Source organism: Derxia gummosa DSM 723, assembly GCF_000482785.1.
GTDB lineage: Bacteria > Pseudomonadota > Gammaproteobacteria > Burkholderiales > Burkholderiaceae_E > Derxia > Derxia gummosa.
In genome coordinates, this window is record NZ_AXWS01000007.1 from 510454 (window position 1) to 534178 (window position 23725).

Below are 23725 nucleotides of genomic sequence, written 5' to 3' on the forward strand. Positions count from 1 at the left end.
GATGCGAGCCGCTGGATACGACAACGGCCCAGTCCCCTGAAAACCGCATCAGTTCTGTTCAATAGGAGATCACCATGGCCCTGCAAAAGCTCACCACGACCGAAGGCGAATTCGTCAAGGCCGCTGACGCCGAGAAGATCGAAACCGTGCTGTCCAAGCTCGTGTGGGAAGTCCTCTACGGCAAGGCCTTCGACGCCCAGGCCGCCGCGATGGCCGCCGAGCGCGCGCTCGCCGAAGTGAAGGCCTGATCCCAGGCTCGCCACGCCGGGCCGCAACGGCCCGGTTGGCGGCGGGAGCCCCCCGTCGCCCTCATGACAACCCGCCCTTCCGCTTGTCATGAATCAAACAATCCCGACAGACAATTCAGAACACAGTTGATCCAGGTCATCCGGATCGATTGCCAAAGCATGAAGCGACGGTGACGTGTCACGTTCAGCCGGAGCCGCCCCGCCATGCTCAAGCGCGTATTCGCCGTCGTCCTCATCCTCGCCGCGAGCGCCTGGGTTCTGCCGTGGATGCAGGAAGCCCGCCGCTTCGCCGATCTGCTCGCCGAGCCGGCGCCCGCGCGACTGCCCTCGCCGCTGCCGGGCGCGCGGCTCTACGACTCCTGGGGCAATGCGCGCGATGGCGGCCGGCGCCGGCATGAAGGCATCGACATCTTCGCGGCGCGCGGCACGCCGGTGCTCGCGACCACGCGCGGGCGCATCACGCGGGTCGGCATGAACAGCCTCGGCGGCAAGGTGGTGTGGGTGCTCGGGCCGGGCCGGCAGATGCACTACTACGCCCATCTCGACGACTGGGCCGGCCGCGCCGCCGGCGAATGGGTCTGGCCCGGCGAGGTGATCGGGCGCGTGGGCAATACCGGCAACGCGGCCGGCGGGCCGACGCATCTGCACTACGGCATCTATGCGGCGGGCGGGGCGATCAATCCGTGGCCGCTGCTGCGCGCGGGGCGGGAGGCGGCAACTGCCCCGGCGGGTGTGCGCGATTGAGGTCGGCGGTCCCCGCGCGGCCGCTGCGTCGTCAGCGCGGGAGGTCGGCTAGATCAAGGCTGCGCCAATGAAAACGGGCGCCGAAGCGCCCATCCCTTTCGCCGAACAGCCAGCCCGTCAGGGCCGGCGCCCGCTCAGGAAAACACCAGCTTGGCGCCAATCACGACCAGCATCGTCGCGAGGAAGCCGCGCAGCAGCTTCTCGGGCACCTTGGCCGTGAGATGGCTGCCGAGCGTGATCGCCGGCAGCGAGCCGATCAGCAGCGCCGCGAGCATCGACCAGTTGACGCTGCCCATGATCGCGTGGCCCGCGCCCGCGACCAGCGTGAGCGGCACCGCATGCGCGATGTCGGCGCCGACGATGCGGCGCACCGGCGCGTTCGGATACAGGAACAGCAGCGCCACCACGCCCAGCGCTCCCGCGCCCACCGAGGTGAGCGCGACTAGCGTGCCGATCGTGAGGCCGAGCAGGAAGGTGGGCAGCACGCGCACCGCTTCGGCGTCGCGCTCGATCGCAACCTCCACCTCGACTTCAATCGTGCCGCCGCCGGGCGTGGCCGCCGCCATGCGCCGCGCCGCGAGCTTCTGGCCGAGCGCGCGGATCTGGTTGCGCAGCAGGATCGCGCTCGCCGTCATGAACAGCGCCACGCCCAGGCCGCGCGCCATCACCTTGGCGAGCGCGCCGTTGTCGAGTCCGGCCAGATGCAGCCCGCCGAGCGTGAGCGCCGCCGCCGGCACCGAGCCCGCGACGAGCCAGCCCGTGATGGACCAGTTCACGTTGCCCTTGCGCGCATGCGTGACGATGCCGCCCGCCTTCGTGACCGAGGCGAACAGCAGATCGGTGCCGACCGCCACCTGCGCCGGCACGCCGAACACCAGGGTGAGCAGCGGCGTCATGAGCGAACCGCCGCCGACGCCGGTCATGCCGACGATGAAGCCGACGAAGGCTCCGCCGAGCACGAATTGAAGTTCGGGAATCACCAGTAGTTCTCCACGGCCATGGTGCCGGGCACGCCGCGCCGGCTCACGGCGAAGCCCATTGCGGCGAGCTGCTTGCGGATGTCGTCCACCATCGTCGGATTGCCGCAGATCATCACGCGGCTGGTGGCGGGGTCGAGCGGCACGCCGGCCTCGGCGGCGAGGCTGCCGTCGGCGAGCGCGGTGGTGATGCGCTTGGCCAGCATCGGCCGGCCGTCGGGCCAGTGGCCCTGCTCGCGCGTGATGAGCGGCAGGTACACGACCTTGCCCGGGCTTTCGGCGAGCAGTTCGCCGAAGGCTTCGTGATCCTTCAAGCCCTCGATCGTGTCGCGGTAGGCCAGTTCGTCGGCATGCCGCACGCTGTGCACGACGACGATGCGCTCGTACTGCTCCCAGATCGCGAGGTCGAGCAGGATGCTGATGAAGGGCGCGAGGCCGGTGCCCGAACTCAGCAGCCACAGCTCGCGGCCGCCCTCGAAGCGGTCGGTGGTGAGAAAGCCGTAGTTGGTCTTCTCGACCAGCACTTCATCGCCGACCTTGAGCGACGCGAGCTTCGTCGTGAACTCGCCGTCGGGCACGACGATGGAATAGAACTCCAGGAACTCGTCGTAGTTGGCCGAAGCGATCGAATAGGCGCGCCACACCCAGCGCGGCCCCTTCTTCTCGGCCGGATCGCCGTCCTCCCGCCAAACGCCCAGCCGCGCGAACTGGCCGGGAATGAAGCGGAAGCCCGGCGAGCGCGTGGTGCGGAAGCTGAACAGATGCGGCGTCCACGGCTTGATCCAGGTGATGGTCTCGCGCGTGTACTTGTCGGGCGGCATTTCGCCCGGCAGCTTCTTCGGCTTCGCGGGCGCGGCCGCGCCTTCACCGACTGTAGACGGTGAAAGCGTTTGCACTGTGGCCGGGGCGGGATTGCCGCCCGGCGCGTCGGGCTTGTCGGTCATGCGGGAGGAGAGAGCAGCTTTCGTGCTCAGGCGATGAGGCCGGCGGCGACCGTGTCGTTGGTGGCTTCGTCCACGAGGATGAAGCTGCCGGTCACGCGGTTGGCGGCGTAGGCATCGGCGATCAGCGGCTGCTGGACCTTGATGCTGAGCTTGGCGATGTCGTTGAGCGCGACGGGCTGGTCGCTCGGCGACCACGCGAGGCTCACGAGGTCGAGCTTGCTTTCGACGGCCGCGACCTTCGCCTTCACCTCGCGCGAGGTGTGGCGAAGGATGTAGCCGCGACGCGGGTCGAGCGCGTTGTGGCCGAGCCAGCTCACCGTGGCCGAGAACTGCTGGCGGCCTTCGGGCTGGGCTTCGCTCGCCTTGACGAACATGTCGCCGCGCGAGATGTCAATCTCGTCGGCGAGCGACACCATCACCGACTGGCCGGCGAAGGCTTCGGTCAGCTCGGCTTCACCCAGACCGATGCGCGTGACCTTCGAGCGGCGGCCCGACGGCAGCACGACGATCTCGTCGCCGACGGCGATCGTGCCTTCCTCGATGCGGCCGGCGTAGCCGCGGAAATCGCTCTGCGACGGGCGGCAGACCCATTGCACCGGAAAGCGCCAGGCCGCGTCTGCCTTGAGCTGGCTGCTCGGCGCCGATTCCAGCAGCTCCAGCAGCGTCGGGCCCTGGTACCAGCCGAGCGGCTGGGCGTCCTCGTCGGAATCTTCCTGGGGCACGCCGCGGTTCACGACCATCGCGCCTTCGAGCGCCGACAGCGGCACCGAATGCACATTTGCGCTGGCTTCCGGATGCTGGGCGAGCCATTCGCGGAACTCGGTGTCGATGCGGTCGAACACCGCCTTGTCGTAGCCGACCAGATCCATCTTGTTGACCGCGACGATCAGCTGGTTCACGCCCAGCAGCGTGGCGATCGTGGCGTGACGGCGGGTCTGCGGCAGGATGCCCTTGCGCGCGTCGACCAGCAGGATCGCCACGTCGGCCGTGCTCGCGGCCGTGACCATGTTGCGCGTGTACTGCTCGTGGCCGGGCGCGTCGCCGATGATGAACTTGCGATTGGCCGTCGCGAAGTAGCGGTAGGCCACGTCGATCGTGATGCCCTGCTCGCGCTCGGCGATCAGGCCGTCGGTCAGCAGCGACAGGTCGATCGCGCTCAGGCCCTTCTTCTTCGCGTTGCGTTCGAGGGTGGCGATCGTGTCGTCGAGGATGGTCTTGGTGTCGTAGAGCAGACGGCCGATGAGCGTGCTCTTGCCGTCATCGACGCTGCCGCAGGTCAGGAAGCGCAGGACGCCGAGATCGGTTTCTTGGGGGGTGTCTTGAAGATTCATTGTCATGGCACCTTAGAAGTAGCCTTCCTTCTTGCGCTGTTCCATCGAGGCTTCCGAGGTCTGGTCGTCCATGCGCGTGGCGCCGCGCTCGGTGAGCGTGGCGGTGACGGTCTCGGCGATGATTTCTTCGTACGTGCCGGCGGTCGAGGCGACCGGGCAGGTGCAGGTGATGTCGCCCACGGTGCGGAAGCGCACGCTGACGGTCTCGACCTTCTCGCCGTCCTTGGCCGGCGTGAGTTCGGTGACGGGCACGAGCGCGTCACCGCGCCGCACGATCTCGCGTTCATGCGCGAAATAGATGCTCGGCACCTCGATGCCTTCGCGCGCGATGTACTGCCACACGTCCAGCTCGGTCCAGTTGCTGATCGGGAACACGCGCATGTTCTCGCCCTTGGCGACACGCGCGTTGTAGAGGTTCCAGAGCTCGGGGCGCTGGTTCTTCGGGTCCCACTGGCCCCATTCGTCGCGGAAGCTGAACACGCGCTCCTTGGCGCGGGCCTTTTCCTCGTCACGGCGCGCGCCGCCGAGGCAGGCGTCAAACTCGAACTCGGCGATCGCGTCCAGCAGCGTCACGCTCTGGTGCTTGTTGCGCAGCTCGTCGGGCGAGCGCAGCACGACGCGGCCGTTCTTGATGCTGTCCTCCACGCTGCGCACGATCAGGCGTTCGCCCAGCTGGGCGGCGCGGTAGTCGCGGAAGTCGGTCACTTCCTTGAAGTTGTGGCCCGTGTCGATGTGCATCAGCGGGAACGGGAACTTGCCCGGCCGGAAGGCCTTGGTGGCCAGATGCAGCATGACGATCGAATCCTTGCCGCCCGAGAACAGCAGCACGGGGTTGCTGGTCTGGCCAGCGACCTCGCGCATGATGTGGATGGCTTCGGATTCGAGCCAGTCGAGATGGCTCAGCGAGCGCGACGCAATCGCGGTCATCGGTATTTCCTCAGGACTTGAATTTGAGCGGCGAGACCTGGCCGTCCTTGACGTGCAGGCCGCATTCCTTGGATTCGGGGTTCTCCCACCACCAGCGCCCGGCGCGAACGTCCTCGCCCGGCGTGATCGCCCGGGTGCAGGGCGCGCAGCCGATGCTCGGGAAGAACTGGTCGTGCAGCTTGTTGTACGGCACGTCGTGGCGACGGATGTAGGCCCAGACCTCGGCCTCGCTCCAGTCGATGATCGGATTGAACTTGGTGAGCTGGCGGGCCTCGTCCCATTCGCGCACCGGCGTGTCGGTGCGCGTGACGGACTGCGAGGCGCGCAGGCCCGTAATCCACGCCTTCTTGCCGGCGAGCGCCTTGGCCAGCGGCTGCATCTTGCGCACGCCGCAGCATTCCTTGCGGTTCTCGACCGAGTCGTAGAAGCCGTTGATGCCGTTCTTCGCGACCAGCGCGGCGACGGCGGCGGCATCCGGAAAGTACGTGGTGACGACCTTGCCGTAGCGCGCCTCGGTGGCCTGCATGACGGCGTAGGTCTCCTCGTTCAGCCGGCCGGTGTCGAGCGTGAAGCTGGCGATGTCGAGGCCGTGGCGACGGATGAGGTCGAGGATGACCATGTCCTCGGCGCCGAAGCTGGTCGAGAACACGGCCGGCTGCTCGGCCGCCGCCTCGCGCAGCACGGCGAGGGCCGAGGCTTCGCGCGCGTCGAGGAGGGCGGTGTCGATATTGGGATTGGGGGCGCTCATGCGGGGGCTTGCTCTCTGGCTGGGGTTCGCGAGCCTGCCGGCATGACTGCGCGGCAGGCGGAAACGAGGCTTGAGGGAGGCGTCAGGCCGACGCGGCCGCGAGCCAGGCCGGTGCGCGACCGTCGGCGCTCAGCTGGTAGGCGCCGCTGAACGCGGTGAAGCCCGCCAGCGCCGCCGCGACGTTCTGGCCCTCGGCCATCGCGAAGCTCGTGAAGCCGGTGCGGCGCAGGTTGAACAGCTGGTCGCGGCGCACGTCGCCGAAGGCGCGGATGTCGCCGGTGTAGCCGAGGCGCTTGCGCAGCAGCCAGGCGATCGAATGACCGCGCCCGTCGGTGAACTTGAGGTACTGCACCGCGACGATGCCCGCGCTACCGAGCAGCGGCGCGGCGGCTTCCGCCACGTCGTCGGGCTTGAGCCAGACGCCGAAGTCGCCGCGCGCCTTGAGTTCGTCGGCATGTTCGAGCGCCCAGGCCAACGGCACGATGACCTTGCCCGTGGCCGGAATGCCGGCGGAGGCGTCCTCGATGCGCGTCCAGTCATCGGCGGCGAGCGCGGGCGTGCCGCCCAGGGTGGTGATGACGTCAGACATGGGCGGCTCCTTCTTCCGTGGCGTAGGCGGCCTGCTTGAACGAGGCGATGCCGATGCGGCGGAAGGCGTCGATGAAGCGCTCCTCCTCGCCCTCGCGGTTCGCCAGGTAGTGCCTGACGATCTTCTCGACCACGTCGGGCACCTGCTCGGCCGCGAAGCTCGGGCCGATGATCGTGCCGATGTGCGCCTGCTCGGGCGACGCGCCGTAGTCGCCACCGAGCGTGACCTGGTACCACTCCTCGTCGTGCTTATCCACGCCGAGGATGCCGATGTGGCCGATGTGGTGATGGCCGCAGCTGTTGATGCAGCCCGAGATGTTGAGCGTGATGTCGCCGATGTCGTGCTGGTAGTCCAGGTCGTCGAAGCGCTGCTGGAGCGCCTTGGCGATGGGGATCGACTTGGCATTGGCCAGCGCGCACAGGTCGCCGCCCGGGCAGCAGATGATGTCGGTGATGAAGCCGAGGTTGGGCGTCGCGAGGCCGGCGGCCACGAGGCGCTCGTACAGCGCCGGCAGGTCGATCGCGCGCACATGCGGCAGCACGAGGTTCTGCTCGTGGGTCGCGCGGATCTCGCTCGCGCTGAACTCGTCGGCCAGCGCCGCGACGGCGTCCATCTGGTCGGCGGTGATGTCGCCCGGCGGCAGGTCGCGGCCCTTGAGCGAGATGGTCACGGCGCGGTAGCCCGACTGGCGATGGCCCTTGACGCTGCGCGCGGCCCAGCGCTGGAAGGCGACCGATTCGTTCGTGACGTCGAAGTTGTCGTCGAGCGTTTCGTATTCCGGCAGCGTGAAATCGGCCGCGATGCGGTCGAGCTCGCTCTGCGGCAGGGTGCCGGGGCCGTCCTTGAGGTGCTGCCATTCGGCCTCGACTTCCTCGGCGAACTTCGCGGCGCCCAGCGCCTTGACGAGGATCTTGATGCGCGCCTTGTAGAGGTTGTCGCGGCGGCCGTGCAGGTTGTACACGCGCAGCGCGGCCTCGATGTAGGTGATGAGGTGCTGCCAGGGCAGACCCTTGCGGATCAGGCTGCCGATGATCGGCGTGCGGCCGAGGCCGCCGCCCACGTACACGTCGGCGACGAGCGCGCCATCTTCGAGGCGCAGTTGCAGGCCGATGTCGTGCACCGAGATCGCGGCGCGGTCGTCCTTCGTGCCGCTGATGGCGATCTTGAACTTGCGCGGCAGGTTGGCGAACTCGGGATGGAAGGTGCTCCACTGGCGCAGCAGCTCGGCCACCGGGCGCGGATCGACGATCTCGTCGGGCGCGACGCCGGCGAAGGCGTCGGTGGTGATGTTGCGCACGCAGTTGCCCGAGGTCTGCACCGCGTGCATCTGGACCTTGGCGAGGTCGGCCAGCATCGCCGGCGTGTCCTCGAACCTGAACCAGTTGTATTGCAGGTTCTGGCGGGTGCTGAAGTGCGCCCAGCCACGGTCGTAGGTGCGCGCGATGTTGGCCAGGCCGCGCAGCTGGTAGGCCGCGAACACGCCGTAGGGGATGGCCACGCGCAGCATCGGGCCGTGGCGCTGGATGTAGAGGCCGTTCTGCAGGCGCAGCGGACGCAGTTCGTCGTCGGCCAGCTCGCCGCGCAGGTTGCGCGCGATCTGGTCGGCGAACTGGGCGACGCGCTCATCGACCATCTGCTGGTCGAACTCGGTGTACCGGTAGATGCGAGGGGGGGAAGCCTGCGGCATGGTCGTCGGGAAAGAGGGTGTGGATCGGTCCGGGCCGGTACCGGCGGTCGCGCGGCATGCGCGGTGGCGGACGGATCAAGCGGAGGCGCGAGGATAAGTCAGCCTTCCGCGCGGCCCTACGCACTGCGGGCAATAGTGGTATGCCCGATCCGCATAAGCCCACGCCGCATGCGGGAAATCGCCGCCGCATAGGGTCGGCGTGGCCGATTTTCAAGATCTTGAAGGCGCTGTCGCGGTTCCCATTTCAGGCTCATCGGCGCCGTGTGCGCCACTGCCCCGATGGAGAAAGCCATGAACCAGATCGTCCGCAATGCCGTTGTCCGCGACCCCTTCCTCTCGTTCTTCGATGACGTGGTGAACGACCTGTTCACGCCGCGCGCCGTCGCCGCCCGCGCCGCCGCCGCGCAGGAGCCGATCGTCACCAAGGCCCGTGTCGACGTGATCGACCGCGGCCGCGCCTACGAGGTCGTCGCCGACCTGCCCGGCGTCGCCAAGGAAGACATCCGCATCAAGGTCGAGGGCAAGCGCCTGTCGATCGAGGCCACCACACGCGCCGAACGCGAGGTCAAGGAAGGCGAACAGGTGCTTCACACGGAACGCTTCGCCACCCAGTACGCTCGGAGCTTCGCGCTGCCCTCGGAACTGGATGACGCCAAGGCCGAGGCGCGCTTCGAGAACGGCGTGCTCACGCTCGTGCTGCCCAAGCGCGACGTGATCGAGCCGCGCCTCATCACCGTGCAATGAGCCTGACCTGAAGGAGACGCGATGGCGAACGAAATCGAACTCAAGCTCGCCATCGCGCCGGCCGACCTGGCCCGCTTGCGCGGCCATCCGCTCGTCGAGCGCCACGCCGAGGGCGAGTGGGCCGCGCAAACGCTTGCAAACCGCTATTTCGACACGCCCGGCCGCGACCTCGCGCGCAGCCGGGCCGCATTGCGCCTGCGGCTTGCGGGCGAGCAGTGGTGGCAGACGCTCAAGACCTCGCCGGCAAGCGTGTCGGGCCTGAGCGCGCGCGGCGAATGGGAAGTGCCCGTCGCGGGCGCCGCGCTCGACTTCGACGCCTTCACCGATCTGCCCGACGAGGTGCGCGCCCTGCTCGACCGTCTCGCGCCCCGTCTCGGGCCGGTGTTCGACACCGATTTCGAGCGCGAGTCGCGCACGCTGCGGCTCAAGGGCGGCACGCGCTTCGAGTTGGCGCTCGACCGCGGCGAACTGCGCGCCGGCAAGGGCAAGACGCTGCGGCGCGAGCCGATCTGCGAGGTGGAGCTGGAGCTGATCGAGGGCGATCCGCGTCGCGTGCTCGACTTCGCGGAGCGGCTCGCCGCCGACATCGCGCTCATCCCCGAGACGCGCAGCAAGGCGGCGCGCGGCTTTGCGCTGGCCGACCGTCGGCCGGCCGTGGCGGCCAAGGTCGCGCTGCCGGAGGCCGACCCCGCCGCGCATGCGGGCGCGCTGCTCGCTGCCGTCGTCACGCGCTGCCAGCAGGCGCTGCTGCTCGACACCGCGCTCATCCGCGCCGGTGCAACCACGCCCGCAGCCGGCCGTATCGCGCCGACCGGCGACGGCACGAAGCCTCCGGCGTCCGAAGGTGGTTCCGCTGCACCGTCCGCCTCCGTCACCGACGACGCCGAAGATCCCGCCGAACTCGTCCATCAGGCCCGCGTCGCGCTGCGCCGCCTGCGCGTCGCGCTGCGCCATGCGCGTCCCTTGCTGCCGCGCCGCGAAGCCGAACTGCGCGCACCGCTGCGCGAACTCGGCCGTCGCCTCGGCCGCACGCGCGATCTCGACGTGCTCACCGGCCAGACCCTGCCGCGCCTCGACGGCAAGATCGGCGCGCCCTCCACCGCCGCGCGCGACGACGCCTATTCCGACGCCGACCTGCGCGCCGCGCTCGACGCCCGCCTCGCCGCCGACCGCGCCCAGGCGCTCGACGAACTGCGCGAGGCCCTCGCCTCGCCCGCCTTCGCGCGCACCATGCTCCAGCTCGAAGGTCTCGCGCTGCGCCTCGCGGCCAAGCGCGGCGCCGCCGCCGACCGCTTGGCGCGGCGCGAACTCAAGGCCGCGCGCGACGCCGCCCGCTCCACCGTCGCCGCGCTCGACGGCGACGACGCCGAGGCGCGCCACCAGTTCCGCATCGCGGTCAAGCGCTACCGCTATGCGCTCGACATGTACGGCGCGCTGTTCGACGCCGACGCGGTGCAGGCCCAGCGCAAGGCGCTGTCGCACCTTCAGGACGTGCTCGGCGAGATGAACGACGACGCCGTCGCCATCGCCCGGCTCGACCTGCTGCCGTCGAGCCCGCACGCCGCCGACCTCGCCCGCGCCGCGCGCGACGCCATCGCCGCCGCGCAACCCGAGGCCGCCCGCCTCGCGCGCGAATTGCTCGCGCTGCCCGCGCCGTGGAAGAAGCCCGCCGCCAGAAGCTGAACGGCAAATACCGCTTCACGCCCGCATCCGTCCGGCGCCGCGACCGGACGCGCACGGTTCGCGCCGCCCGGGCGCGATCGTTCTCCACCGGTCGGCCAGGCCCGCGCCGCTGTGGAAATCCGACATGGCCCGCCGCTCCCGCGCTCCCTAACATCCGCCGCACATTCAGCGGCCGTCCGTCCGGACACCGAGATGCCGCGCATGGGAGACAGTCTTGAAAAAGCCCCTCTACAAGAGCCTGTACGTACAGGTCCTCATCGCCATCGCGGCCGGTGTCGCGCTCGGCCACTTCTACCCCTCGACGGGCGCCGACCTGAAGCCGCTCGGTGACGGCTTCATCAAGCTCATCAAGATGCTGATCGCGCCGATCATCTTCTGCACCGTCGTGGTCGGCATCGCCGGCATGGAAGACATGAAGAAGGTCGGCCGCGTCGGCGGCAAAGCCCTGCTCTACTTCGAGGTCGTCAGCACGCTGGCGCTCATCCTCGGCCTCGTGGTCGTGAACGTGCTGCAACCGGGCGCGGGCCTGAATGCCGACGTCTCGACGCTCGACACCAAGGCGCTCACGGCCATCACCTCGAAGGCGCCGCCGCAGACCACGGTGGACTTCTTCATGAACCTGATCCCGTCGACCTTCATCGACGCGTTCGCGAAGGGCGAGATCCTCCAGGTGCTGCTGCTGTCGGTGCTCGTGGGCTTCGCGCTCAGCGCCGCCGGCGAGCGCGCCAAGCCGGTGGTCAAGCTGGTCGACGAGTTCGGCCACATGCTGTTCATCGTCATCGGCTTCATCATGAAGCTCGCCCCGATCGGCGCCTTCGGCGCGATGGCTTTCACGATCGGCAAGTTCGGCGTCGCCTCGCTGCTGCCGCTCATGAAGCTGATGGGCAGCTTCTACCTCACCTGCCTGCTGTTCATCTTCCTGGTGCTGGGTTCGATCGCGCGCTGGGCCGGCTTCAGCATCGTGAAGTTCATCGGCTACATCAAGGAAGAGCTGCTGATCGTGCTCGGCACCTCGTCGTCGGAATCGGCCCTGCCGCGCATCATGGCCAAGCTCGAAAAGCTCGGCTGCTCCAAGCCCGTCGTGGGCCTCGTCGTGCCGACCGGCTATTCGTTCAACCTCGACGGCACCGCGATCTACCTGACGATGGCCGCGATCTTCGTCGCCCAGGCCACCAACACCGACCTCACGCTGATGCAGGAACTGACCATCCTCGCGGTGCTGCTGCTCACGTCGAAGGGCGCGTCGGGCGTGACCGGCTCGGGCTTCATCGTGCTGGCCGCGACGCTGTCGGCGGTGCCGACCATCCCGGTCGCGGGCCTGGCGCTCATCCTCGGCATCGACCGCTTCATGTCGGAAGCCCGCGCGCTCACCAACCTCATCGGCAACGGCGTCGCGACGGTGGTCGTGTCGAAGTGGGAACGCGAACTCGACGGCGCCCGCATGCAGCGCGTGCTGGCGCATGGCGTCGAGGATGAACTCGACGCCGAGGCCGTCCTGCCGCACGCCCACGGCGCCGCCCCGGTGGTGGTTCCGACCGAGGCGCCGGCCCGCGCCTGATTCTTCCGCGCCGCGCGCCACCGCCCCGGGCGGCTGGCGCCGACGCCACCGTGTCTCCTCCGGAAGCCGGGCCTCGCGGTCCGGCCCCTCCCGCGCCGTCATCCCCCCTCGGATGACGGCGTTTTTTGTTTGGTGCGCCGGTGGCGCGTCATTCCCGCGCGGCCCTGATCCGGCAGCTCGCGCTCGCGCTTGCGCACGCTGATGCTGCCGTCGATCTCCAGGAAGGCGCAGTTGAGTTCGTCAAGGCCGCAATCGGCCTCGCGCAGCGCGCGCGCCATGTCGCCCTCGCCGACCCGGTGACGCCGCATGCGGTCGCGGAACAGCCTGCCGTCGCGGCCGAGCAGCACCGGCTCGCCATCCACCAGCCGCTCGGCCGCCGGGCTGATGGCCGTCAACCGGCCGAGCGCGGCATTGAGCGCGAGCAGCGTGGCCGCGCCGATCAGGCCGCCCACGAGCGATTCATCGCCGCCGCCGAGCGAATTGCTGACGGCCTCGCTCAGCAGCATCACGACCAGCAGGTCGAAGGGCGTGAACTGCCCGATCGTGCGCTTGCCCGACATCCGCACCATCACCAGCAGCACGCCATAGACGGCCGCCGCCCGCACGATGAATTCCCACCAGGGCAGCGTCAGGTCGAGCATCGCGCGCGGCCCCGTCAGCCGGCGCGCCAAGCCAGCGCGTGATAGCGGAACACGCGCAGCAGCGCGAACTCGGCGGCCCGGGCGCGCAACGCGGCGCGGTCGCCGCCGAAGCGCGCGGTCTCGGTGAAGCTGACGACCGCGCCGCGCCGCCGGAAGCTCCAGCCGAAGCATTGCGTGCCGGGCTCGACGCCCTCGCCGCCATCGTCGGCCACGCCAGTGTTGGAGATGGCGAGCGTCGCTTCGGGCACGCGCGCGAGCGCGCCCTCGGCCATCGCGCGCGCCACCGGCTCGCTCGTCAGGTTGTGCGTGGCAAGCAGTTCGCGCGTGAGGCCGAGTTCGCGCTGCTTGGCGCCCGGCGAGTACACGACGAAGGCGCTGTCGAGCAGGCTGCCGCAACCGGGCTCGTCCGCCAGACGCGCGGCGATCAGGCCGGCGGTGCATGACTCGGCGGTCACGACCAGCAGACCGTTGCGGCGCAGATAGCCGGCGAGCGCGACGAGGGAGTGCATGGGCTTGCAGCCGGGCTCAGGGCCGCAGGTCGTCGGGCTGGCGGCTGCCGCCGCGCAGCCGTTCGAGCGTGGCGCGCAGGAACGGCTCGGCGGCGCCGGCCGAAGTCGAGGCGCCGGCATCGGTGGCGGCAGGCCGGGCAATGTGCCGCTCGGCCTCGACCGAGCCTCGGTCGACCTCGGCAAGGCGCCGTGCCGCCTCGTCGGCGCGCCGGACCTCCTCGACGCGGCGCCAGTCGCGCACGACCGCGTGCGGCAGCACGCGGCGCTCGGCCAGCACCCAGCCGAGACCGCGCCGGATCGCGCCGAGGCCGGCACGCAGCCGGCCGGCGCGCGCGAGGTCGGCCAGCGCCTCCGCCGTCTCGCGCAGCGCGTCGGCGAGCGGCAGCCGCATCCACGCGACCCAGACGCGGTTGCGCGCGAGCAGGTCGCGCCGCGTGCCGGCATCGCGCAGCGGCGAGGGCCGGTGCACGACCACGAGATCGGCGCAGTACAGCATCAGCCAGCGCGCGGCCGCGAGGTCGAAGGCGAGCAGCGCCTCCTCGCCGCCGATGAAGAATTCGCGCCGGTAGCCGCCCATCGCGATGAACAGGTCGCGCCGCATCACGCAGGCGCCGGCCATGAAGCCGAGCAGCGGCCGACCCGGCAGGCCGTCGGCGCGCAGCGGGCTGCGGGCCATGAGGCGGGAGCTGGGGTCGTCAACGAGGCCTGCGGTGGCGGCAACGGCGGGCGCGCCGGTGACGACGGCGATGGCAGTGCTGGCACCGGCGCATCCCTGGCCGGCAGCGAGCCCGCCCGTCTCGACGGCGCCGGCGGCATCGGGCGGGATGCCGATCCGCACCCGCGCGCAGACCAGGCCGACCGCCGGAAACGCATCGAGCAGCGTGGCCGCGCGCGGCAGCGCGCCGGCCTGCCAGTCGGTGTCGTCGTCGCTGAAGGCGACGTAGGGCGTGCGCGCGCGCAAGGCGCCGAGATTGCGCCCGGCGGCGCCGAGATTGGCTTCGCTGCGCACCAGCGTCACGCCCGGAAAGCAGGCGGCGACGGCGGCGGCCGTGCCGTCGGTCGAGGCGTTGTCCACCACGATCACCGGCGGCGCCTCGGGCAGCGCGAGCAGGCGGGCGACGGTCGTCAGCAGCTCCTCGCGCCGGTTGTGGGTGAGCACGATCACGCTCACGCGCGGCAGCACCCGCGGTTCATTCATCGTCGTCTCCGGGGCGGATGAGCCAGTAGCGGTCGGGCGCGTCGAGGTCGGCCAGATCGGTGAGGGCGAGCGCGCCGATCTGGCTGCGGTAGGCCCGGGCGGCGACACGCTTGCGCGCAAGCGCGCCGGCCAGCGCCGAGGTGGCCAGCGGCCAGACGGGCAGCAGCGCGAGGCCGCGCGCGCCCAGTTCGGCCAGCGTGTCCTGCACCGCGCCGTCAATGCGGCGGTAGAGCGCGTCTTCGTAGGCGAGCCAGTCGAGCCCGGGCCAGCCGTCGAGCAGGCCGAGGCAGGCCTCGCGCACGCGGCGATGATCGGCATGGAACAGCCCGAGCGGAAACGCGATCAGGCGGATCGCCGGATCGGCGTCGATCACGCGCGCGATCGCGGCGGCGATCGTGGCCTCGCGCGGCGGCGCGCCGTACTGCGCGTCGAGGAAGTCGAGCGGCCGGGGCTCGGCGCCGAGCAGCGCGGCGGCAGCACGGTCCTCGATCTGGCGCGCGGCCATCGCGTCGGCCGCGCCCGTGAAACCCGAATGCGCATCCCACTCGGTCAGCAGCGCGCCGTCGCCCGGCGTGCCGCCGAACACCGTGAGCAGACAGGCGCCCGGGCGCGCCGCCATCAGCAGGCCCGCGCCGAACACGCCGTCATCGAAATGCGGCGACACGACCAGCAGCCTGCCGGGGCGGTCGAGGCGCGCATGCAGTTCGCTGGAATGGCTCATCGGCGGCGGTCGGAAGTGGCGATGGATGAGGTGTTCGCAATAAACCCGCCCGCGCGTCCGCCGGCATGGCGCACCGACCAACGGTGCCGAGGCACGGCAATTCCTGCCTTGCACATGCAGCTTTTGCACGACGTGGGGCTGCGCGCCAAGCGTGCCGGAAGTTCCGCCCGCGGTGCGGCGCGAAGTAACGAGCCGTGTCCACCGACGGACAGCGAACGCCCGCGCGCAGAACCATGCGTTCAAGACGAACAAGCGAAGGAGAACACCATGGCCTTGCTGCCCCCCGAGGGGCCGTGCTGGGGCCGCTCCGCCGCCGGCCGGGCGCTCCAGGCCCAGGTGGCGCGCGTGGCGGCCTGCGCGGCGCCGGTGATGCTGATCGGCCCGAGCGGCTGCGGAAAGGAAGTGGTCGCCCGCGCGATCCATGCCGCGAGCGACCGGGCCGGGCGCCCCTTCGTCGCGGTGGATTGCGCGGCGCTGCCGGCGGCGCTGATCGAGGCCCAGCTGTTCGGCCACGAGCGCGGCAGCTTCACCGGCGCGCATGCGCGTACTGCGGGTTACTTCGAGCATGCCTCGGGCGGCACGCTCTTTCTCGACGAGGTGACGGGCATGGCGCCCGAGATGCAGGTGCGGCTGCTGCGCGCTCTCGAGACGGGCAGCTTCCACCGCATCGGCGGCAGCGAGCCGGTGCAATGCGACCTGCGCGTGATCGCGGCCACGCATCACGACCCGCGCGTCGCGGTACGGGAGGGACGATTTCGGGAAGATCTGCTCTACAGGCTGGCGGTGCTGCCGCTGCGGGTGCCGGCGCTGCACGAACGGCGCGACGACATCGAGCCGCTGGCGCAGCACTTCCTGGCCGAGTTCAACGCGCGCGCCGCGCGGCGGCGGCGCTTCTCGGCGCAGGCGCTGAAGCAGCTGCGCGAGCGGGCCTGGCCGGGCAACGTGCGCGAGCTGCGCAACGCGGTGCAGCGGCTGTTCATCATGGCCGACGAGATCATCGATGACGGCCGCGCCGACCTGCCGGCCCAGCCCGCCGACCGGGGCTGCGTGTTCGACGCCGAGCGCGATGCGCTCAAGGTGCGCGTGGGCGTGCCGCTGGCCGACCTTGAGCGCGACATCATCCTTGCGACGCTGAACCATCACGCGGGGGACAAGCGGCTGGCGGCGCGCACGCTGGGGGTGAGTCTCAAGACGCTCTACAACCGGCTCGATGTGTATCGGCGGTTGATGTGAAGCGCTTCGGGCAAGGAAGGCGAAGTTGGCCGGGCGGCGGATGACGCGCGCGACCCGCCCCGCCTCCCGCGCCCCGGTCCCGCCCACCTCGCCCGGCCCGGTTCATCCCCTTCACTCGCAGACTTCGCGCAGCAGCTCGTCCCAGTCCGCCGCGAAGCGCCCGATGCCAAAGCGCTCCAGCGCCAGTTCGCGCGCCGCCGCGCCCCAGCGCGCCGCAAGCGCCGGATCGTCGATGAGCGCGCGTCCGGCCGCCGCGAGCCGTGTCTCGTCACTGTCGATCCAGCCCTGCACGTCGCGGTCGATCACGCTTGCCAGTTCGGTCGTCGCCAGGCCGACGATGGGCATGCCGAGCGTCATCGCCTCCACCACCGCGAGACCGAGGCTGGTCCAGCGGATCGGGTTGAGGAAGAAGCGGTAGCGCGCGATGAAGGCCGGCAGTTCGGGATTGGGAATCTCGCCCAGGCCGCCGGGCATCTCGGTCGCGGCCATGCCCACATGGTCGAGCGGGATGCGCCGGCGCAGGTTCAGGTAGATGTCGGCGCCGAGGCGGCGACCGCGTCGGCGCAGATGGTTGACGACGACGATGCCGCGCGGGTATTCGCCGCTCCAGCGCACGCCTTCCGGCAGGGCCACGCCGTGCTCGATCACGCGCACCGGCGCGGCGCCGTTGTCCCAGGCGAGCGCGTTGAAGTGGGTGACGTGGACGATGACCGTTGCCGCGTCGGCGGCGGGATGGACGCTGTCGGTCGGGTCGGCGGGCGGCGGGTCGTGTTCGAGCCGGATCTGCGGCAGGCGCAGCTGGGCCGGCGTGAGCACGCGGTGGCGCGCCTGCCAGTGCGCGTCGGACTGGTGGAGCACGGCGTCGAACCGCTGGTCGGCCAGTTCGTGTTCGGGCACGGCGCTCAGGTTGGACCGCCACGGCAGATGGCCGCCAAGGCCGGCATGGCCGGGCGGATCGCCGGGGCGGGTGGCGACCACGAAGTCGTGCGGCGCATGGCTCAGGTAGTGCAGATAGTTGCCGTGCACATGCCAGGTGAGGATGCGCAGGCGGCGACTCTGGGGCATGACGGTCTCCGGGATGAGGTGGGTATCAGGGATGGCGCCAGACGCATGCCGCGCGCGCGGCATCGATCACCGCCTCGGCCGTGACCGCGAGCGCGCAGCCGTGGCCGACCGGGCAGATCTCGTGGGCGCAGGGCCGGCAGTCGGCATCGGCCCAGAGCACGCGATGCAGTCGCGCGTCGAGCGGCGCCCAGCGCGCCACCTCGCTGCCCGACGCGACGATCACGCTCGGCAGGCGCAGCGCGGCGGCGATGTGGGCGACGCCGGTGTCGTTCGACACCAGCAGCGTCGCGCGGTCGAGCACGGCGCCGAGCGCGCCGAGCGAGGTACGGCCGACGAGGTCGATCAGGCGATGCCCGGCGCCCGGGCTGCAATCGCTTGCAGCGAGGCGTGCGCGCGCCTGCGCCAGCACCGCGCGCGCCACCTCGGCCTCGCCCGCCGAGCCGGTCACGGCCACGGTCCAGCCGTCGCGCGCGAGCGCCGCCGCCACCTGGGCGAAGCGCTCGGCCGGCCAGCGCCGCGACGGCAGGCGCGCGCCCGGATGCACGCAGACCAGGCCGCGCGGCGCGGCAACGGCGCGCCCGGCGCCCTCACCCGCCGGCGCGGCGCGGCCTTCGTCCGGCAGCCTCTCGGCCGCGAACCCCGGCAGCTCGAGCGCCGCCGCCTCGGCGCGATCGCGCGCGTCGAGCGGAAAGGCCAGTCCGCGCCCCGCGTCGGGCGCGCCGAGGAAGCGCGGCAGCGCGAGCAGCCGGTCGATCTCGTGGCCGGTGACGGGCCAGGGCCGGAAGCCCGGCCCGGGCGCCGGCGCTTCCGGCGGATGGAAGCCCGCCGTGTGCCGCGCGCCCCAGGCCGCGACGATGTCGTTGGCGACCTCGCCGCTGCCCTGCATCTGCACGGCAAGATCGAAGCCGAGCGCCCGCATGCGCGCGTCGAAGCCGGCGCGGGCCGCCTCGTCCACCACGCGCTCCGGAAACGCCGGATGGCCCGGAAACTCGATGAACTCGTCGAGCACATCGCGCTGGCGCGCGACGAACTCGCGCGCCCACGGCAGACCGACCAGCGTGATCGTCGCGCGCGGCGCGGCCGCCCGCAGCGAGCGCAAAGCCGGCAACGCGCACAGCAGGTCGCCGAGCGCGAGCGCGCGCAGCACCGCGATGCGGCGCGGCGGCGGATCGAGCAGCTCGGCGGCGGCGCGCGGCATCAGTTCGACGGGCGGCGCACGCTCCGGTCCGGCCGTACCGGCGCGGCCGCGTGGCGCGTCATCGCGGGGCCGCGCCAGTCCGATCGCAGCCGCGCTCATGCGAACAGCACCCGGAAGCGCAACGCCCCCACCAGCCGCCAGCCGACCGACAGCGGCGGGATGAGCGCGCTCGTCACCAGCATCTCCGCGACATGGGCCGGCGCGAGCGAATTGCCGCGCAGCCGCCGCAGCGCGAAGGCCAGCGTCCAGCCCAGCCAGGCCGCGAAGGCAAACAGCGCCGTCCCGCGCGCGCCGGCGAGCGCGGCACCGATCGCCAGCAGCAGCGCCGCCACCACCAGCCAGTAGTCGGCGCGCGGCACGGCGCCGATGCCGGCGCGATAGCGGCGCGGCCACTTGCGGTACAGCAGCGCGTCGAACTGCGCCTTGCGCTGCTGCTTCAGGCTCACGCCCCAGCCCGCCGGCCGCACCGGATGCGCGACCCGCGCGTCGGGCGCCTGACCGATGCGCCGGCCCGCCGCGTCGAGCGCGAACTCCAGATCGCTGTCCTCGCGCCACGCGGCGGTGAAGCGCTCGTCGAAGCCGCCCACCGCCACCAGGGCCGAGCGGCGCACGAAGCAGTTGGCCGTCACGAAGCGTGCGCCGGCAAGGCCGCTCTCGTTGCGCTCGTAGTCGGTCGGGCGCGGTGGCAGCGGCACGACGACGGCGCCGGCCACCGCATCCACGCCGGGGCGCAGCGCCATGAGACCGGCGCCGAGCCAGCCCGGCTCGGGAATCGTGTCGTCGTCGGTGAAGGCGATGACCGGCGCGTGCGAATCCTCCCAGCCCCGGTTGCGCGCGCCGGCCGGCCCCTGCGTGCCGGTGACGGCGAGGTAGCGCAGCAGCGGCCGCCCGCCGCTCTCGCGGCCGAGCCGGCGCACCACGTCGAGCGTGGCGTCGTCGGGGCCATCGTCGCAGACGATGATCTCGTAGCGGCGCGGGTCGATGTCCTGCGCCAGCAGCGCGCGCAGGCAGCGTTCGAGCAGCGCGGGCCGGCGGTAGCTGGGGACGACGACGCTGGCCAGCACGCCGGCGCGCGGGTCGGCGGCGGCGCCCGTCGCGTTGTCGGGCATCGCGGCGGCAGGTGTCGGGCCGGCGCCCGCCACGGCGCCTGCCGTCTCGTGGCCGGGCGTCAGCGAATGCGGCCGCGCCGGCACCTCGATGCGGCCGATCTTCACGTCGCGCGCGTCACCCGCCATGGCGCTTCTCCACGATGAAGCTGCCGATCACGAGCGCGTCGAGCGGCGAGGTCCAGAACGATTCGAGCGCGTCGCGCGGGCTGCACACCACCGGCTCGCCGCGCGTGTTGAACGAGGTGTTGACCAGCACCGGCACGCCGGTGCGGCGTGCAAAGGCTTGCAGCAGCGCGTGGTAGCGCGGGTTCTGGTCGGCGCGCACGGTCTGCACGCGCGCCGTGCCGTCGGCATGCACGACGGCCGGGATGCGCGCCGCCATCCCGGGCTTCACCTTGAAGATGAACAGCATGAAGGGCGCGGGATCATCGCCGCCCTTGACGGCCTCGAACCATTCGGCGCGGTGCTCCTCGGGCACGACGGGCGCGACGGGGCGGAAGTCCTCGCGGTCCTTGATCTCGTTGAGCCTTGCCTGCATGTCGGCCGGAATCGGCGAGGCGAGGATGGAGCGCGCGCCGAGCGCGCGCGGGCCGAACTCCATGCGGCCCTGGAACCAGCCGATGACGCGGCCGCGCGCGAGCAGATCGGCGGCCTCCTCCACCACGTCGGCGGCGCGGCGGAAGCTCACGCCGGTCCAGCGCAGGAAGGCTTCGATCTCGTCGTCACTCCATTCGGGGCCGAGCAGCGCGTGCTCCATGCGCCAGTGCGCGGCGGGCCGGCCGCGCGCGCAATGGTCGGTCCAGAGCGCGGCGCCGAGCGCGGTGCCGGCGTCGCCGGCGGCGGGCTGCACCCACACATGCTCGAAGGCGCTTTCGTCGCGCAGCCGGGCGTTCATCACGCAGTTGAGCGCGACGCCGCCGGCGAGCGCCAGATTGCGCGCGCCGGTGCGGCGGTGCAGCCAGTCGGCCAGCCGCAGCACGGCGGATTCGAGCGTCTTCTGGAGCGAGGCGGCAATGTCGAAATGGCGCTGTTCCATCGGGCCACCGCGTTCACGCGCGGGGCCGAACAGGGCTTCGAGGCCGGCGTCGTCGGGCACGGCGGTGGTGTAGCCGCCCTCGTCGTCGAGCCTGACCATGCGCTCGAACTCGGCCCGGAAGCGCGGCTGGCCGAAGGAGGCGAGCGCCATCACCTTGTATTCGTCGGACGAATGCAGGAAGCCGAGAAAGCCGGTGATGCGCTCGTACAGCAGGCCAAGCGAATGCGGATGCTCGACCTGGGCGAGGCGGTGGTAGTGGCCGCCGCTGAAGTGACCGGCGCTGGTGGTGGCGCGCTCGCCCCGGCCGTCGAGCGTGAGCACGGCGCATTCGTCGAAGGGCGCGGCGAGGAAGGCGCTGGCCTCGTGCGCGAGGTGGTGCTCGACCCAGTGCCATTGCCAGCGTTGCTCGCCGCGCGGGATCTGCAAGCGCTTGCGCAGATGATGCGGCGCGCCGTCGCGCAGCTGGCCCGGCGCGTTGACGATGTAGGCGAGAAAGAGCGGATCCCAGGGCGAGCCGGTGACCGGCGGATGACCGGGTTCCAGCGGCAGCGCGATGCTGGCGGGCAGCCGGCCGGTCGAGCCGGTGAGCCGGTCAAGTCCGTCGAAGGCCCACGGATCGTAGGAATAGGCCACATGGTCCACCTCGGCCAGCGTGACGCCGGCGCGCGCGAGGCAGAAGTCGATCGCGTGGAAGGGCAGCTGCCAGGTCGTGAAGGGCAGCGGCCGCTTGCCGTGCTTGACGTGGGTGAAGCGCTCCTCCTCGGCGGCGGCGAGCACTTCGCCGTCGCGCACGATGACCGCCGAGCAGTCGTGGAAGGCGGCGTTGATTCCGAGGGTCAGCATGGCGGCGGGTCTCCTGGGGAGCCGGACCCGGGCTGCGCGAGCGCGCGGCGCGGGCCGGTGACAAGGGGAAGCGGATCGGGCCGGGCCGGCGGCGGCGCCGCTCGCGGCACCGCAGACGACGGGCCGGCAGCCTCGGCCAGCAGGTCGAGCGCGGCGGCGGTGATGTCGGCCGGCGTGATGTCGTCGAGGCAGGCGCGACGGCGCGCGGTGCACACGCTGCGGTAGCAGTGGCGGCAAGGCTGGTCGCTGAACAGCAGCCGGTGCGGCACCTGCCAGGGCGTGTGCTGGGGATTGGTGAGCGCGTACAGGTCCACGACCGGCACGCCGAGCGCGGCGGCCAGATGCACCGGCGCGCTGTTGTTCGACACCAGCAGCCGCGCGCGCGCCATGAGCGCCGCCGCGCCGCCGAGCGAGAGCCGGCCCGCGATGTTGCGGACGCGCGGCGACCGGCCCGGGCGCGCCGCGTCGGAGAGCACGACCGCGGCCGGAGTCGCGCTCGCACTCACGGGCACGACCGCGCTCGCCCCGCCCGTGTCGGCGATGGCCAGCGCGCGACGCGCGGCCACTTCCACCTCGGCCGCGAGACCGCGTTCGCCCGCGCTGCCGCCGATGAGCACGCGCAGCCCGGTCGCGCGCGCGATGCCGGCGAGCGCGACACCGAGATCCGCCGGCGCATAACGGCGCGAGGCCGCCGTCGCGCCCGGATGCGCGAGCACGAAGCGCGCGTCGGGCGGCAGGCCGAGCACCGCGAGCAGCGTGACCGCCTCGGCGCGATCGGTGTCGCGCAGCGCGAAGCGCAGGCGCTGGGCGCGGCCCTCGGGCAGTGGCGGCGCCACGTGCGCGACGAGGTCGAGCTGGCGGCGCGCCTCGTGGCGAAGCAGCATTTCCGGTTCGGGTTCGGGCAGCCAGTCGCTCAGCAGCGCGCCCGGGTTCTCGCGGCAATGCGCGAGCACGAGCGGGATGCCCGCGAGCCGGCACAGCAGCGCCGCCGGCAGCGGGCTCTGGCTGTACACGGTGAAGATCACCGCCGCGTCGAAGCGCCGCCCGGCCAGCCGCGCCAGCAGCGCGAGGTCGGCCGCCGCGTCGCCGGTGCCCGCGACCCAGGGCGCGTCATGCGCGATCACCTCGACCACGTCGTCGAGATGCGGCGCCGCGAGCGCCGCCGCGCGCGAGGTGAGCAGCGTCAGCTCGCGGCCGGGCAGCGCATGGCGCAACGCGTGCAGCGCCGGCGTGGTCATGAGCACATCGCCGAGGTTGTCGAGCCGCAGGCAGAGGATGCGGCGCGCCGCGGCCCAGCCTGCGCCTGGCGGGGCGGGCGGGCGCGGCAGCGCGTGGGCGCGAGCGGGCGGCGGCATGCGCGCGGGCAGGTCGGGCGTCATCGCGGCCAGTCCCGGCGCGGGGCACGCACCGCGCGTGCGATGACCAGCGCGGCCTGGTGCAGATCGGTCACGCGGTGATGCGGGCGGCGCAGCGGTGCGTCGCGCCAGACCGTCTCGCCGCCGTTGTCCACGAGCACGGTGCGCAGGCCGGCGCGGCGGCCGGCCTCGATGTCGTCGAGGATGTCGCCGACCATCCACGAGGCTGCGCGGTCGATGCCGTGGCGCGCGGCGGCGTCGAGCAGCAGGCCGGGTTCGGGCTTGCGGCAGGCGCAGGCGGGCGAGCCGTCGGCGGCCGGCGCATGCGGGCACCAGGCGAAGGCCGCGAGTCGCGCGCCCCGGGCCGCGCACATCGCGGCCAGGCGCCGGCCGAGTACCTCCAGCGCCACCGACTCGAAGCGGCCGAGCGCGACGCCGGGCTGGTTGCTCACGACCACGACCGGCCAGCCGAGCTGGCCGAACAGGGTCAGCGCCTCGGCCGCGCCGGGCGCGAACCGCACCCGCGCCGGGTCCACGTTGAAGGGCAGGTTCTCGATCAGCGTGCCGTCCTTGTCGAGGAACACGGCCGGATGCGTGACGCCGCGTGCGGGCATGGCGGCGGTGGATGCGGTCATCG

The 23725-nt window shown here is 71.7% G+C and carries 22 protein-coding genes and 1 pseudogene; 6 read left to right on the forward strand and 17 right to left on the reverse strand.

Translation table 11 applies throughout. The features are described from left to right. The first annotated feature begins 74 nt into the window (after positions 1-74). Positions 75-248 (forward strand): hypothetical protein, encoded by a 174-nt coding sequence (locus tag H566_RS29335; protein ID WP_169732486.1) that lies wholly within the window; start codon positions 75-77, stop codon positions 246-248. Positions 249-452: 204 nt separating this feature from the next. Further along, on the forward strand, positions 453-992 hold the full coding sequence (locus H566_RS22645; protein WP_034410393.1) for a M23 family metallopeptidase: 540 nt from the start codon (positions 453-455) through the stop codon (positions 990-992). 134 nt (positions 993-1126) lie between these two features. Here H566_RS22645 and H566_RS0103425 read toward each other — a convergent pair whose 3' ends face one another. The 7 genes from H566_RS0103425 to H566_RS0103455 all read right to left on the reverse strand — a co-directional run bounded on the left by H566_RS0103425 (position 1127) and on the right by H566_RS0103455 (position 8171). Beyond that, positions 1127-1975: a sulfite exporter TauE/SafE family protein gene (locus tag H566_RS0103425; RefSeq protein WP_028310765.1), complete on the reverse strand. Its 849-nt coding sequence runs from the start codon at positions 1973-1975 to the stop codon at positions 1127-1129. Next, positions 1969-2790: a ferredoxin--NADP reductase gene (locus tag H566_RS0103430; RefSeq protein ID WP_028310334.1), complete on the reverse strand. Its 822-nt coding sequence runs from the start codon at positions 2788-2790 to the stop codon at positions 1969-1971. The genes H566_RS0103425 and H566_RS0103430 overlap by 7 nt, the downstream gene beginning before the upstream one ends. 149 nt (positions 2791-2939) lie before the next feature. Continuing rightward, the gene (locus H566_RS0103435; protein WP_028310335.1) at positions 2940-4244 is read right to left on the reverse strand and encodes a sulfate adenylyltransferase subunit 1; all 1305 of its coding nucleotides are present in this window, start codon (positions 4242-4244) and stop codon (positions 2940-2942) included. Between the two features lie 12 nt (positions 4245-4256). Next, the gene (cysD, locus tag H566_RS0103440) at positions 4257-5171 is read right to left on the reverse strand and encodes a sulfate adenylyltransferase subunit CysD (RefSeq protein WP_028310336.1); all 915 of its coding nucleotides are present in this window, start codon (positions 5169-5171) and stop codon (positions 4257-4259) included. A 10-nt stretch (positions 5172-5181) separates the two neighbouring features. Continuing rightward, positions 5182-5919 (reverse strand): phosphoadenylyl-sulfate reductase, encoded by a 738-nt coding sequence (locus tag H566_RS0103445; protein WP_028310337.1) that lies wholly within the window; start codon positions 5917-5919, stop codon positions 5182-5184. A gap of 82 nt (positions 5920-6001) precedes the next feature. Then, a complete protein-coding gene (locus tag H566_RS0103450; protein WP_028310338.1) occupies positions 6002-6508 on the reverse strand; it encodes a DUF934 domain-containing protein in 507 nt (168 codons plus the stop codon). Next, complete coding sequence (locus H566_RS0103455; protein ID WP_028310339.1) at positions 6501-8171, reverse strand: nitrite/sulfite reductase; 1671 nt, start codon at positions 8169-8171, stop codon at positions 6501-6503. The genes H566_RS0103450 and H566_RS0103455 overlap by 8 nt, the downstream gene beginning before the upstream one ends. 315 nt (positions 8172-8486) lie before the next feature. On the opposite strand from H566_RS0103455, the gene H566_RS0103460 reads away from it, so the two are divergent. The 3 genes from H566_RS0103460 to H566_RS22650 all read left to right on the forward strand — a co-directional run bounded on the left by H566_RS0103460 (position 8487) and on the right by H566_RS22650 (position 12180). Further along, positions 8487-8939 carry an Hsp20/alpha crystallin family protein gene (locus H566_RS0103460; protein ID WP_034410742.1) on the forward strand — a complete coding sequence of 151 codons (453 nt, stop codon included), beginning with the start codon at positions 8487-8489 and terminating at the stop codon, positions 8937-8939. Positions 8940-8960: 21 nt separating this feature from the next. Next, positions 8961-10622, forward strand: coding sequence for a CYTH and CHAD domain-containing protein (locus H566_RS0103465; RefSeq protein WP_028310341.1), 1662 nt, complete (start codon positions 8961-8963; stop codon positions 10620-10622). Positions 10623-10836: 214 nt separating this feature from the next. Beyond that, the gene (locus tag H566_RS22650) at positions 10837-12180 is read left to right on the forward strand and encodes a dicarboxylate/amino acid:cation symporter (protein WP_051377952.1); all 1344 of its coding nucleotides are present in this window, start codon (positions 10837-10839) and stop codon (positions 12178-12180) included. A 185-nt stretch (positions 12181-12365) separates the two neighbouring features. Here H566_RS22650 and H566_RS22655 read toward each other — a convergent pair. From H566_RS22655 to H566_RS0103490, 4 genes and pseudogenes are all read right to left on the reverse strand, one after another. Next, positions 12366-12821, reverse strand: a pseudogene (locus H566_RS22655) (DUF421 domain-containing protein); the annotation flags it as partial. Between the two features lie 14 nt (positions 12822-12835). Next, positions 12836-13330, reverse strand: a complete 495-nt coding sequence (locus H566_RS0103480; protein WP_028310342.1) for a CinA family protein — start codon at positions 13328-13330, stop codon at positions 12836-12838. A 16-nt stretch (positions 13331-13346) separates the two neighbouring features. Continuing rightward, positions 13347-14528, reverse strand: coding sequence for a glycosyltransferase family 2 protein (locus H566_RS22660; protein ID WP_051377954.1), 1182 nt, complete (start codon positions 14526-14528; stop codon positions 13347-13349). Beyond that, positions 14521-15249, reverse strand: coding sequence for a PIG-L deacetylase family protein (locus H566_RS0103490; protein WP_034410396.1), 729 nt, complete (start codon positions 15247-15249; stop codon positions 14521-14523). The genes H566_RS22660 and H566_RS0103490 overlap by 8 nt, the downstream gene beginning before the upstream one ends. Positions 15250-15516: 267 nt before the next feature. Between H566_RS0103490 and H566_RS22665 the strand changes: the two genes are divergently transcribed. Further along, positions 15517-16482, forward strand: coding sequence for a sigma 54-interacting transcriptional regulator (locus H566_RS22665; RefSeq protein WP_051377956.1), 966 nt, complete (start codon positions 15517-15519; stop codon positions 16480-16482). Between the two features lie 111 nt (positions 16483-16593). Here H566_RS22665 and H566_RS0103500 read toward each other — a convergent pair whose 3' ends face one another. Genes H566_RS0103500 through H566_RS0103525 form a run of 6 tightly spaced genes read right to left on the reverse strand, consistent with a single transcriptional unit; the run spans position 16594 to position 23723 of the window. Beyond that, the gene (locus H566_RS0103500; protein ID WP_028310344.1) at positions 16594-17547 is read right to left on the reverse strand and encodes a glycosyltransferase; all 954 of its coding nucleotides are present in this window, start codon (positions 17545-17547) and stop codon (positions 16594-16596) included. A gap of 25 nt (positions 17548-17572) precedes the next feature. Next, positions 17573-18844, reverse strand: coding sequence for a glycosyltransferase family 9 protein (locus H566_RS22670; RefSeq protein WP_245591279.1), 1272 nt, complete (start codon positions 18842-18844; stop codon positions 17573-17575). Beyond that, positions 18841-19980 (reverse strand): glycosyltransferase family 2 protein, encoded by a 1140-nt coding sequence (locus tag H566_RS22675; protein ID WP_245591280.1) that lies wholly within the window; start codon positions 19978-19980, stop codon positions 18841-18843. The genes H566_RS22670 and H566_RS22675 overlap by 4 nt, the downstream gene beginning before the upstream one ends. Next, complete coding sequence (locus H566_RS0103515; protein ID WP_028310345.1) at positions 19970-21733, reverse strand: carbamoyltransferase family protein; 1764 nt, start codon at positions 21731-21733, stop codon at positions 19970-19972. The genes H566_RS22675 and H566_RS0103515 overlap by 11 nt, the downstream gene beginning before the upstream one ends. Further along, a complete protein-coding gene (locus tag H566_RS22680; RefSeq protein WP_245591281.1) occupies positions 21727-23112 on the reverse strand; it encodes a glycosyltransferase family 9 protein in 1386 nt (461 codons plus the stop codon). The genes H566_RS0103515 and H566_RS22680 overlap by 7 nt, the downstream gene beginning before the upstream one ends. After that, entirely contained in the window at positions 23109-23723 is a 615-nt protein-coding gene (locus tag H566_RS0103525; protein ID WP_028310346.1) for a D-glycero-alpha-D-manno-heptose-1,7-bisphosphate 7-phosphatase, read from the reverse strand. Before H566_RS0103525 ends, H566_RS22680 begins: the two co-directional genes overlap by 4 nt. Positions 23724-23725 lie beyond the last annotated feature (2 nt).

Coding starts and splice junctions, on each gene's coding strand:
- H566_RS0103525 (WP_028310346.1), bottom strand. CDS start 23,723: ATGACCGCATCCACCGCCGCCATGCCCGCACGCGGCGTCACGCATCCG.
- H566_RS0103445 (WP_028310337.1), bottom strand. CDS start 5,919: ATGAGCGCCCCCAATCCCAATATCGACACCGCCCTCCTCGACGCGCGC.
- H566_RS22670 (WP_245591279.1), bottom strand. CDS start 18,844: ATGAGCGCGGCTGCGATCGGACTGGCGCGGCCCCGCGATGACGCGCCA.
- H566_RS0103515 (WP_028310345.1), bottom strand. CDS start 21,733: ATGCTGACCCTCGGAATCAACGCCGCCTTCCACGACTGCTCGGCGGTC.
- H566_RS22675 (WP_245591280.1), bottom strand. CDS start 19,980: ATGGCGGGTGACGCGCGCGACGTGAAGATCGGCCGCATCGAGGTGCCG.
- H566_RS29335 (WP_169732486.1), top strand. CDS start 75: ATGGCCCTGCAAAAGCTCACCACGACCGAAGGCGAATTCGTCAAGGCC.
- H566_RS0103490 (WP_034410396.1), bottom strand. CDS start 15,249: ATGAGCCATTCCAGCGAACTGCATGCGCGCCTCGACCGCCCCGGCAGG.
- H566_RS22680 (WP_245591281.1), bottom strand. CDS start 23,112: ATGACGCCCGACCTGCCCGCGCGCATGCCGCCGCCCGCTCGCGCCCAC.
- H566_RS22660 (WP_051377954.1), bottom strand. CDS start 14,528: ATGAATGAACCGCGGGTGCTGCCGCGCGTGAGCGTGATCGTGCTCACC.
- H566_RS0103430 (WP_028310334.1), bottom strand. CDS start 2,790: ATGCCGCCCGACAAGTACACGCGCGAGACCATCACCTGGATCAAGCCG.
- H566_RS22645 (WP_034410393.1), top strand. CDS start 453: ATGCTCAAGCGCGTATTCGCCGTCGTCCTCATCCTCGCCGCGAGCGCC.
- H566_RS0103460 (WP_034410742.1), top strand. CDS start 8,487: ATGAACCAGATCGTCCGCAATGCCGTTGTCCGCGACCCCTTCCTCTCG.
- H566_RS0103500 (WP_028310344.1), bottom strand. CDS start 17,547: ATGCCCCAGAGTCGCCGCCTGCGCATCCTCACCTGGCATGTGCACGGC.
- H566_RS0103465 (WP_028310341.1), top strand. CDS start 8,961: ATGGCGAACGAAATCGAACTCAAGCTCGCCATCGCGCCGGCCGACCTG.
- H566_RS0103435 (WP_028310335.1), bottom strand. CDS start 4,244: ATGAATCTTCAAGACACCCCCCAAGAAACCGATCTCGGCGTCCTGCGC.
- cysD (WP_028310336.1), bottom strand. CDS start 5,171: ATGACCGCGATTGCGTCGCGCTCGCTGAGCCATCTCGACTGGCTCGAA.
- H566_RS22665 (WP_051377956.1), top strand. CDS start 15,517: ATGGCCTTGCTGCCCCCCGAGGGGCCGTGCTGGGGCCGCTCCGCCGCC.
- H566_RS0103480 (WP_028310342.1), bottom strand. CDS start 13,330: ATGCACTCCCTCGTCGCGCTCGCCGGCTATCTGCGCCGCAACGGTCTG.
- H566_RS0103450 (WP_028310338.1), bottom strand. CDS start 6,508: ATGTCTGACGTCATCACCACCCTGGGCGGCACGCCCGCGCTCGCCGCC.